Annotated in this window: 6 protein-coding genes; 2 read left to right on the top strand and 4 right to left on the bottom strand. The window is 65.7% G+C overall.

Annotated elements, in window-relative coordinates; genetic code table 11:
- Nucleotides 1-56 precede the first annotated feature (56 nt).
- The 3 genes from ACXR2W_RS09770 to gabT form a co-directional block, all read right to left on the bottom strand.
- Nucleotides 57-3,008 (bottom strand): variant leucine-rich repeat-containing protein, encoded by a 2,952-nt coding sequence (locus tag ACXR2W_RS09770; RefSeq protein ID WP_458816235.1) that lies wholly within the window; start codon nucleotides 3,006-3,008, stop codon nucleotides 57-59.
- Between the two features lie 185 nt (nucleotides 3,009-3,193).
- Nucleotides 3,194-4,663: an NAD-dependent succinate-semialdehyde dehydrogenase gene (locus ACXR2W_RS09775; RefSeq protein WP_458816233.1), complete on the bottom strand. Its 1,470-nt coding sequence runs from the start codon at nucleotides 4,661-4,663 to the stop codon at nucleotides 3,194-3,196.
- 78 nt (nucleotides 4,664-4,741) lie between these two features.
- Nucleotides 4,742-6,082, bottom strand: a complete 1,341-nt coding sequence (gabT, locus tag ACXR2W_RS09780) for a 4-aminobutyrate--2-oxoglutarate transaminase (RefSeq protein ID WP_458816231.1) — start codon at nucleotides 6,080-6,082, stop codon at nucleotides 4,742-4,744.
- Between the two features lie 173 nt (nucleotides 6,083-6,255).
- Between gabT and ACXR2W_RS09785 the strand changes: the two genes are divergently transcribed.
- The gene (locus ACXR2W_RS09785) at nucleotides 6,256-7,830 is read left to right on the top strand and encodes a PucR family transcriptional regulator (RefSeq protein WP_458816229.1); all 1,575 of its coding nucleotides are present in this window, start codon (nucleotides 6,256-6,258) and stop codon (nucleotides 7,828-7,830) included.
- Here the strand turns inward: ACXR2W_RS09785 and thiL are convergent.
- Nucleotides 7,814-8,812, bottom strand: coding sequence for a thiamine-phosphate kinase (gene thiL / locus ACXR2W_RS09790; RefSeq protein ID WP_458816346.1), 999 nt, complete (start codon nucleotides 8,810-8,812; stop codon nucleotides 7,814-7,816). The two genes, ACXR2W_RS09785 and thiL, sit on opposite strands and share 17 nt — an antisense overlap.
- Nucleotides 8,813-8,907: 95 nt before the next feature.
- Here thiL and ACXR2W_RS09795 point away from each other — a divergent pair, with 95 nt between their 5' ends.
- On the top strand, nucleotides 8,908-9,393 hold the full coding sequence (locus ACXR2W_RS09795) for a DUF3515 family protein (protein WP_458816227.1): 486 nt from the start codon (nucleotides 8,908-8,910) through the stop codon (nucleotides 9,391-9,393).
- Nucleotides 9,394-9,576 lie beyond the last annotated feature (183 nt).

Consider the following 9,576-nt stretch of genomic DNA (forward strand, 5'->3'; position numbering starts at 1 on the left):
GAACGTCGCATTCTGCCAGTGGACGCAGAGCAAGGTCGAAACGCCCACGGTCGACATTAGATGTACCAGGCGTCGAACGTGCGCACCCCAAACTTCGGTGCCACCACCCGGTTCCAACGCGACGCAAACCGCTCTTTCGGCGGATCAGACTCAGCCGCCGCACGCTCACCCGCACTCGACAGCGACGCACACCCATTCGCGTTCGCCTGCTCAGCCCACGCCACATACTCAATGTTGGCACGGTGCGACGCATCGATCGCGTCATACAGGTCATCGAGCAGCGCACTGCCCTCGGGAATCTTATCGACCGGCATCGCATCAAGCGCGCTGAGCAGCTCGGCCCGATTATCACGCACCGTCTGCATCGCCGACACCGTGTCACTGTAGCCACCAGCCGACGCCGTGCAGTACTGCAGCTTCGGCAGCGCATCCTTCACGAGCGCCCGCCCCGAGTACGCCTTCTCAAGCACCTCAATCATGTACCGCACCTGATCCTCAGCCGTGTCTTCAGGCGCCTGCACATCGAACGCACCATCGCCCCGCGACGCGTCACCAACTGTGCGCACCTTCTCCCCCAACGGCACGAAAATGTAGCGCACAAAACGCTGTTGATCGATCGTCTTACGGTCACCTGAGTCGCGGCGTACCGCCGTACCAATGTCGTAATCGAGGGTCACCCGATCACCACCCTCAAGCTCGGCAGAATAGCGCGACAGCCCCGCATCCCAGTGCACCGCGGCCTTCGCGTCGGCCCCGGTCGGCTGCTTCGCGCCCAACGAGTACAGCACCTGTTTCGACCCCGGCGCCTGATAGGCCATGAACGTCGGCTCGTTCATCGACACTCCGCACACGAGCACCCAGCCATCAGCGAACTCGCCCCACGCGAGCAGAATCGTGTCGGCCGGGCAATCCACCGAAATTGAATCGGGAATCGACACTGACCCGGCCGGTTGCGCGCTTGTGCTCTTGCCCTTCGACGTCGGCGCATGGAGCGTCAGGTAACGGTCGCTCGTGTAGCCGCCCGCCATCGAGCAGTCTTCGCAACCGCGCTGTGACACAAGCAGCCCCGCGCGGGTAATCCAAGCCTGGTGTAAATCGTCGCCATCGAGCTGCCACAGTTCTTCGCCCGTGTAAGGGTCGTAAACACCGTCGCCCACCCAGGTTGTACCGTCTGCATCGAGCACGCCAGTGAGTGCCGAGTAGCCACTCGTGCCGAGCCCGTCATGCATGTCGCCCGAAAACGTCCAGCTCGATACTTCGGTTCCGTCTGTGGCATCGTACGTGTACACCTTGTCGCCCGAGCGCACCATCATCGCCGCGTCGTCGCCGAGCGACTGCCCGAGATACTCGCCACCGTGATCCTGCTCCCACAGCGACTCAAACTTGCCCTTGGGTGCGAGTCGGAAGAGCTCTGTGTAGCCTTCGTCGGTCGCGAGCAACAGTTCTGAGTTCTCACCCGTGAGGTGCTTGCCTGCGAGGCTATCGCCGATCTCCCAAAACTCGCTCTCGTCGAGGTCGGTGCAGTCGCTCCCCGCGATCAACAGCTGGTCTTGCGGTGTGAGCATGGCGTCGCACGAACCATCGCCGCCCTCATAGAGGCTCTTGAAGCTCGCGTCGGCCAGCAGCTTGCCCTGGGCATCTAACAGTTCCCAGCCGCTACCACTACGCAGCAGCGTGCGTTTGGCGCTCAGGTCGATGCCGTATCCAGCCCCGTGACCCTTCGTGTCACTCGCCCACAGTTCTTTGAGGTTCTTGCGATCGTACGCAGCGACGCCTGCGCCGTCGTTCCAGCTCGTGCTCGCGACCACGATGCGGTCTTTGCCCACGGCGACACGATCATAAGCTTCATCGAGCGGCTTCTGCGTGTATTTGCTGTTGACCGGCACGCGCCACAGCGTCGACTCAGACGCGCCCTCACCGTCAGATGTGACGCAGTAAAAAACCTCTTCGTCGGCGAAGTCGTCTGCAATGCAGCTGCCACGTTGGTCGCCGAGATCTTCTTCGACGATCGCCTCCCCAGACTTCGCGTCGAGCACGACGAGCGTCGAGTTCTCGCCGCGGGCAACGAAGGCGACTGCCGACTCTGTCGCCACGGGAATGTCGGGGGCGTACTGGGCAATCGATGCTTTCGCAGGCGCGTAGCTGAACCACGAGCTCGCAATATCTTCACCCGAGTTTGGGAAGACGTAATCGTCTGAATCGACGGTCCACTTCTTTTGTGCACCGTCAGCGAACGTGAGGCCAGCGTCGAGCGCTGCTGCTCGTGACGCGGCGCCGCTGCCTGGGCCACCGCCAAACACCCCATTGTCACCGAACGGCCACGTGTCGGTGAGAGCCAGCGCGACGCCGCCGCCCGAGACCGCGAGCGCGGCAGCAAGTCCCGCTGCAAGCCACACTTTGCCGCGGCGCTTGCCAGGCGCGCCCTGGCTCGGCGCAGCGCCTGGCATATGAGGCCCGGCGCCGAATGCTGCCGGGCCCGCCACGGCTGGCGGCTGACCAAATGCGGCTTGATCGAACGACGGCTGCTCAAACGCTGGCTGGCCGTACCCCGCCTGGCCGAACGCGGGCGGCGGCATGCTCCCCGCCATGGGCTGCGAGAACTCCCCAGGCACCCCGGGCATCACAGGCGGCGCGGGTATCACAGGCGGCGGCAGCTGCGACGCCTGAAAATCAGGTGCCGGATCAAAGGCGCTGCCCACCACGGTAGCGTCGAGATCGCCCGCGACCGTCGTGCGCTCAAAGTCACTCGCGGCAACGGTGCGCGTCGCCTCTTCGTAGTCACCCGCAGCTACGGTGCGCGTCGCTTCGGTGTCCCCCGAGCCCGCCGCGCCGCCGCGTTCTGTGACCCATGCCCGCAACCCGTCGTAGCAGTTGGGGTGGGCGAGAATTTGAGCCCACAGATCGGGGCGGTTAGCGGCGAGTGTAGCGAGCTGCTCTGCCGTCGCGTCGACGGGCACACCGCCCGCTCCGGGGCCCCAGGGTGAAGCGGGAGGCTCGGGCTGCGTCATCGTAACTCCTGTCACCGGTTGGGCTCAGCCCAATCATTTACACACGTTAATCCTATGCGAACCCTAGGGGCACTGGGCGCCCCGCGCCGAGAACGAAAAAGCCGCGAGTGTGGATGCCCACAGGGGCACTCACACTCGCGGCTTCAACCGCTTTGCGCGCTGCTATCGCGGCGCGCCGCCTGCCACTAGGAGCGAGGCAGCAGCGTGTACTTCGACGAAAGGAACTCGTGGATTCCGTCGAACCCGCCCTCGCGGCCAAGGCCCGACTGCTTGAGGCCGCCGAACGGCGCCGCAGCGTTCGAGACGAGGCCCGTGTTGAGGCCCATCATGCCGCTCTCGAGCTTCTCGATCATACGGTGACCGCGGTGGATGTTCTCGGTGAACACGTAGCTCACGAGACCATACTCGGTGTTGTTCGCGATCTCGACGGCTTCGTCCTCGGTCGAGAAGCGAATGACGCCGAGCAGCGGCCCGAAGATCTCTTCGCGCATGATCGCCGACTGCGGGGTCAGGTGATCCACCACGGTGGGCTGGAAGAAGTTGCCCGGGCCATCAATGGTCTCGCCACCGGTGACGATCGTCGCACCGGTCTCAACCGCGTCAGCAACGAGGCGGGCGGTGTTCGCCACGGCCTTCTCGTCGACGAGCGCACCGATGTCGTTGCCCTCTTCAGCGCCACGACCGATCGTGAACGCCTTCACCTTTTCGGCGACACGGCTGACAAACTCGTCGGCCACCGACTCGTGCACGATGATGCGGTTCGCCGCGGTGCAAGCCTGGCCGATGTTGCGGAACTTCGCGAGCATCGCGCCCTCGACCGCGCGGTCGAGGTCTGCGTCCTCGAACACGATGAACGGTGCGTTGCCACCGAGCTCCATCGAGGTACGCAGCACGTTCTGTGCGGCAGCCTCGAGCAGCTTCACGCCGACGGGGGTCGAGCCGGTGAACGAGAGCTTACGCAGGCGCGAGTCCGACAAGAGAGCGCTCGACTGTGCGCTCGACTTCGACGTAGCAACAACGTTGACCACGCCTGCGGGCAGGCCCGCCTCTTCGAGCAGCTGCACGAAGAAGATGGTGGTCAGCGGGGTGAGCGCAGCCGGCTTCACAACGACCGTGCAACCAGCCGCCAGCGCCGGAGCGATCTTGCGCGTCGCCATTGCGAGCGGGAAGTTCCAGGGGGTGATGAAGTAGCAGGGGCCGACGGGCAGGTGTGAGACCACCATGTTGCCAGTGCCCTCGGGGTTCTGGCGGTAGTCGCCCTGCACGCGCACGGCCTCCTCCGAGAACCAGCGCAAGAACTCGCCACCGTAGTTGACCTCGCCGCGAGCTTCAGCAATGGGCTTGCCCATTTCGATGCTCATGAGCAGCGCGAAGTCTTCCTTGCGCTCCATCAGCAGGTCGAATGCGCGGCGCAGAATGTTCGAGCGTTCGCGGGTCGACGTTGCTGCCCACGACTCCTGTGCAGCGACCGCCGCGTCGAGTGCGCGTACGGCGTCTTCAACCGTTGCGTCGGCGATTGACTTGATGACCTCGCCGGTAGCCGGATCCTGCACATCGAGCGTCGCGCCCGAGGTCGAGGGCTCCCAGGTGCCGCCGATGCCGAGGCCCGCCTGAACGCTGTCGAGCAGTGCCTGCTCGTTGGGCTTCAATGCCATGGTGTTGTCCTTTCGGGAAGATCTGCGTCTGGGGTGGGTGCGTGGCAGCGCCACACACCCACCCCAGTCTAGAGAAAGTTAGGCGTTCGCCTGCATCGCATCAGCGACGATCGAGAGCGCCTCGCGCAGCAGCTCGTCAGAGATCGACAGCGGCGGGAGGAAGCGCACGACGTTGCCGTAGGTACCGCAGGTCAGCAGGATGACGGCCTCAGCGGCAGCGTGCTTCGCAATTGCGCTGGTCAGGGCAGCGTTGGGTGCCTTCGAGCCCGACTCGACAAACTCGACAGCCATCATGGCGCCGCGGCCACGAATGTCACCGATGCGGTCGTCGGTCTTCTGCAGCTCGGTGAAGAACTCGGTGATAATCGCACCGATCTCGCGCGCACGCTGCGCGAGGTTTTCCTTCTCGTAGGTCTCGATTGTGGCGAGAGCCGCGGCGCAAGAGATGGGGCTGCCCGTGTAGGTGCCACCGAGGCCACCTGCGTGAGCCGAATCCATGATCTCGGCGCGGCCGGTCACGGCCGACAGCGGGAGGCCACCCGCGATGCCCTTAGCGGTCGTCACCATGTCGGGCACAACGCCCTCGTGGTTGGCAGCGAAGAGGTCACCCGTGCGGGCGAAGCCGGTCTGCACCTCGTCGAGGATGAAGACGACACCGTTTGCGGTCGACCACTCCTGAATGGCGGGGAGGAAGCCCTCGGCGGGAGCGATGAAGCCACCCTCGCCCTGGATGGGCTCGATGATGATGGCCGCAACGTTGTTGCCACCCAGCTGCTTTTCGATCTGCGAGATCGTGTTCGCTGCAGCCTCTGCGCCGGTCAGGCCGTCGCGGTACGGGTACGACGTGGGAACGCGGTACACCTCGGGAGCGAAGGGACCAAAGCCATCCTTGTAGGGCATGTTCTTGGCGGTCATGCCCATGGTGAGGTTGGTGCGGCCGTGGTAGGCGTGGTCGAACACGACAACAGCGTCACGCTTGGTGTAGTGGCGAGCGATCTTGATCGCGTTCTCCACTGCTTCTGCGCCCGAGTTGAACAGCGCCGAGCGCTTCTCGTGGTCACCGGGGGTCAGCTCGTTCAGCTTCTCAGCGACGGCGATGTAGCCCTCGTAGGGGGTTACGGTGAAGCAGGTGTGCGTGAACTGCTGTACCTGGTTCGTGACAGCCTCAACAACGGCGGGAGCCGAGTTGCCCACACCGGTCACCGCGATGCCCGAGCCCAGGTCGATCAGCGAGTTGCCATCTGCGTCGAGCATGACGCCGCCACCGGCTGCCACGATCGACACGGGCAGAGCTACGCCCACGCCTGCCGCCACGGCAGCGTTCTTGCGCGCGAGGAGCTCCTGCGACTTCGGGCCGGGGATGCTGGTGACGAGCTTGCGCTCCTGGGGAAGCGAGGGTCCGCCGATGATGTCGACCATGTCGTGTATCTCCTTTAAGTGTCACAGGTTACGTGACTCGCACCCCATTTGCGCGAGCCGTACCGATTGCATTCAGACTAGCTTCTGCGAGATCCTTCGAAAGGTGCCAGAATGGTGAACGAATCGCTAATCTTTCGACAGGTTGGCACAAGGCGAAAGGGTGGGCATTCAGGGTGCAAGAACCGACAACGACCACCACCGTAGGCACGCCCGGGCACCCCGCAATTGAGCTCGGCGAACTGCTGCATCAGTACCACCTGGGGCTCGTGCTCATCGCAGGGGTCACCGAGCACACGCAGGCCCTGCCGGTGCAGTGGGTGCACGTGAGTGAGCTCGAAGATCCCACACCGTTTCTGCCGGCCCACACCGTACTGCTCACCACCGGCGCGAGGTTCGACTCGGTGATCGAACCCGCCGAGGCTACCGCGTACGTGCAGCGCCTCGCCGACTCGGGCACCACAGCGCTCGGCGTCGCGGTTGGGCTCCACTGGGACCGCGTGCCGTCTTCTATCGTCGACGCCTGCGACACCCTCGGATTTCCGTTATTTCGCGTGCCCTACGACACCGCGTTCATCGCGATCGTGCAGACCGCAGCACGGCTACTCGATGCGCTCAGCCGTGAGCGCGACCTGTGGGCGCTCGAATCACAACGCGCGGTCGTAGCGGCCTCCCTGCACCGGCACGGACTCGCCTCTGCAGTGCGCGAGGCCGCCGCGCGGCTCGGGCGCTGGGTGTCGATCACCGACCGCTTCGGCAAGATCATCGAGTTCGCGCCGGGCACAGAGCATAGCGACGAGCTGAGCGCCCGCATTCGCACCGAAGCCACCCGGCTACTCGACCGCGGGGTGAGCGCGGGCCGCATTGGCGACCGCGGCGGTGATGGCATGCGGCTCGAGGCGCTCGGTCGGCGCGGGCGTGTGCTCGGCGTGCTCATAGTCCAAGATCGCGGCACCCCCGATAGCGCCGAGCGCACCCTGTTCTCGCTCATCGGCGCGCTCGCGACCGTGCAGCTCGAGCTGCGCAGCGGTGCAGATGAGGCCCAGGCCGCCATTCGCGAGGCGGTCGCGCAGGTCATCTTTGCGGGCGATCTCGAACTTGCCAGGCAGCTCACGAGCCACACCCCCATGCGCCTGCCCGAGAACCCCATTGCGGTCGTGAGGTACGGCGCGCCGCCCGCCACCGATCCGGCGTTTGATCAAGACCTGCGATCGCTCGACGCAGGCAGCCGCGGCTTCGTGCGCGCGGGCACCTCACCCGAGCCCGTGATCATCACCGAGGCGAGGCACCTCGCCCCCCTGCGCCGCGTGTTTAGTTCCCACGGTGTGCCTGCGGGGATCTCGCAGCGCGCCTTACTCACCGATGCCGCGAAGCTCCGCGAGCAGGCCGAACGGGCGTTTGAGCACGCGCTATCGCACGACACGACTGGGCCGGTCGACTATCGGCCCGCCGTGCACGACGGTGTGCTGCACCTGCTGGGCCGCGATCCCGAAGCCCGCGAACGCGCCCTGAGCCTGCTCGCGCCGGTGCGCGATCACGATGCGAGGCACCACGACCAGATTGAGCGCGGCCTCACCGTGTGGCTCGCGCACCACGGCCAGTTCAGCGCGGCCGCGACCGAGCTGGGCGTGCACCGTCACACGCTCAAAGCGCGCATCGCGACCGCCGCGAACCTGCTGCAGCGCGACCTCGACTCCCCCGACGCGCGCGCCGAGCTGTGGGCGGCGCTGCGGCTCAGCCCCGGCGATTGATCGCGATCGGCGCGAACGGATCCCAGCCGCTCGCCGCGTACGGCGCCCCGTCAACAAGCAGCTCCGGATCGTGCCGTGCCGCCTCGACGAGCCCGATCGCGTGAAACCCGCCCGGCAGTGCTCGCCCCGGCGGGAACGTAGCAAGCAAACCGTGGTCTTCGCCGCCGTTGAGCATCGCGGTGAGCGGCACGTCGACGCCATACTGATCACCGAAACTTGCTTGCAGCGCTGTGGAGTCGAGATGCAGCGTGACGCGGCTCGCCCGCGCGAGCCGAGCCGCGTCGAGCGACAGCCCGTCTGAGACGTCCATCATCGCGCTCGCCCCAGCCAGCCTGGCCGCGCGTCCCAACGGAATCGGCGGTGTAGGCGCGAGCTGAGCTGCCAACACCTCGGCGTGCTCCTCCCACAGCCGCGGCAGCGCGCGGTCGCAGGCAGCACCATCGGCGTCTGTGGCTTCGGCGAACAGCAGCGACAGCCCCAGACCAGCAAGCCCCAGCTCGCCGGCGTAGGCCACCGTGTCCCCTACTCGAGCACCGGATCGCGTTACCGCAGCGCCCTCGGGCACCCGGCCGAGAGCCGTCACCGCCGCCATGATGACGGGAGCCGTACCCAGGTCACCGCCCACCACGCCACACCCCGGGGCAAGGGCGCGACAAGCAGCGTTTGCCCCCTCGGCAATCTCTTCGAGCAGGGTGACGGGGGTGGTCTGCGGCACCGCGAGCGCGAGAGTCAAGGCGGTAGGCTCAGCTCCCATGGCAGCAACGTCTGAGAGGTTCGTAGCGGCAAGCTTCCACCCGAGTTCGTAGCCCGAGTGCCAGGCCAGCCGAAAGTCGGGGCCCTCGATCATCGTGTCGGTGGTAACGACCGACTCACTGTCGTGGCCGTTCGCCAGCACTGCGCAGTCATCACCGGGGCCGAGTGTGGCCTGCCGAGCTGACTCGAGCTTTGCCAACACTCGTGCGAGTACGCGCTGCTCCCCCATTTGCCCTACGGTGTCGTGGGCTCCCGTATCGTTCACTCTCACAACCTATCGCACCCTCCCAGCGGGGCCAGCCGCAGCATCGGTAGGCTTGAGTCGTGAAACGATCAGCCTCAAGGATCATCTGCGCCGCCGTAGCGGCTGCCGCAGCGACCACGCTGTTGTCCTCGTGCGCGAGCGTTGTTCCGATGGAACCCGCCGCCGACGCCAACACTCCCGCGTGCGCCAACGTCATCGTCCGACTCCCAGATAAGGTCGCCGGCCTCGATAAGCGCGAAACAAACGCACAGTCGACGGGCGCTTGGGGCGACGGTGGTCCCGTGCAACTCGTGTGCGGCGAGGAGCCCACCGGCCCCACCACCGACCAGTGCGTGAGCGTCAACGGAGTCGACTGGGTGATCAACGACTCGGCCGCCCCTGTCTACCGTTTTGAAGCCTACGGGCGCACCCCCGGTCTCGCCGTGTACGTTGACTCTGAAACCGTCAGCGGCACCGACGCCGTGCTCGACCTGAGCGCGGTCGCACGCCAGCTTCCGCAGACCCGCAAGTGCACTGCGGTGTCTGACACACTCGAGCTCGAGTAGCAGCGCGTCTGACCGCGCTACGGCCGGGGCACCACCCGCGGGGGGCGCCCCGGCCGTTTTTGTGCGGCGGGCCCTTTTGGGCATAAAAAAAGGGGGCTGGTTCACACAATTGTGAACCAACCCCCACTAAAAGATGTCCGGCGGTGACCTACTCTCCCACACCCTCCCGAGTGCAGTACCATC

The organism is Leucobacter faecis (genome assembly GCF_054456695.2).

What these genes read in the sequence shown, in the direction of transcription:
- ACXR2W_RS09775 (WP_458816233.1), bottom strand. Translation starts at nt 4,663, where the DNA reads ATGGCATTGAAGCCCAACGAGCAGGCACTGCTCGACAGCGTTCAGGCG.
- gabT (WP_458816231.1), bottom strand. Translation starts at nt 6,082, where the DNA reads ATGGTCGACATCATCGGCGGACCCTCGCTTCCCCAGGAGCGCAAGCTC.
- thiL (WP_458816346.1), bottom strand. Translation starts at nt 8,812, where the DNA reads ATGGGGGAGCAGCGCGTACTCGCACGAGTGTTGGCAAAGCTCGAGTCA.
- ACXR2W_RS09770 (WP_458816235.1), bottom strand. Translation starts at nt 3,008, where the DNA reads ATGACGCAGCCCGAGCCTCCCGCTTCACCCTGGGGCCCCGGAGCGGGC.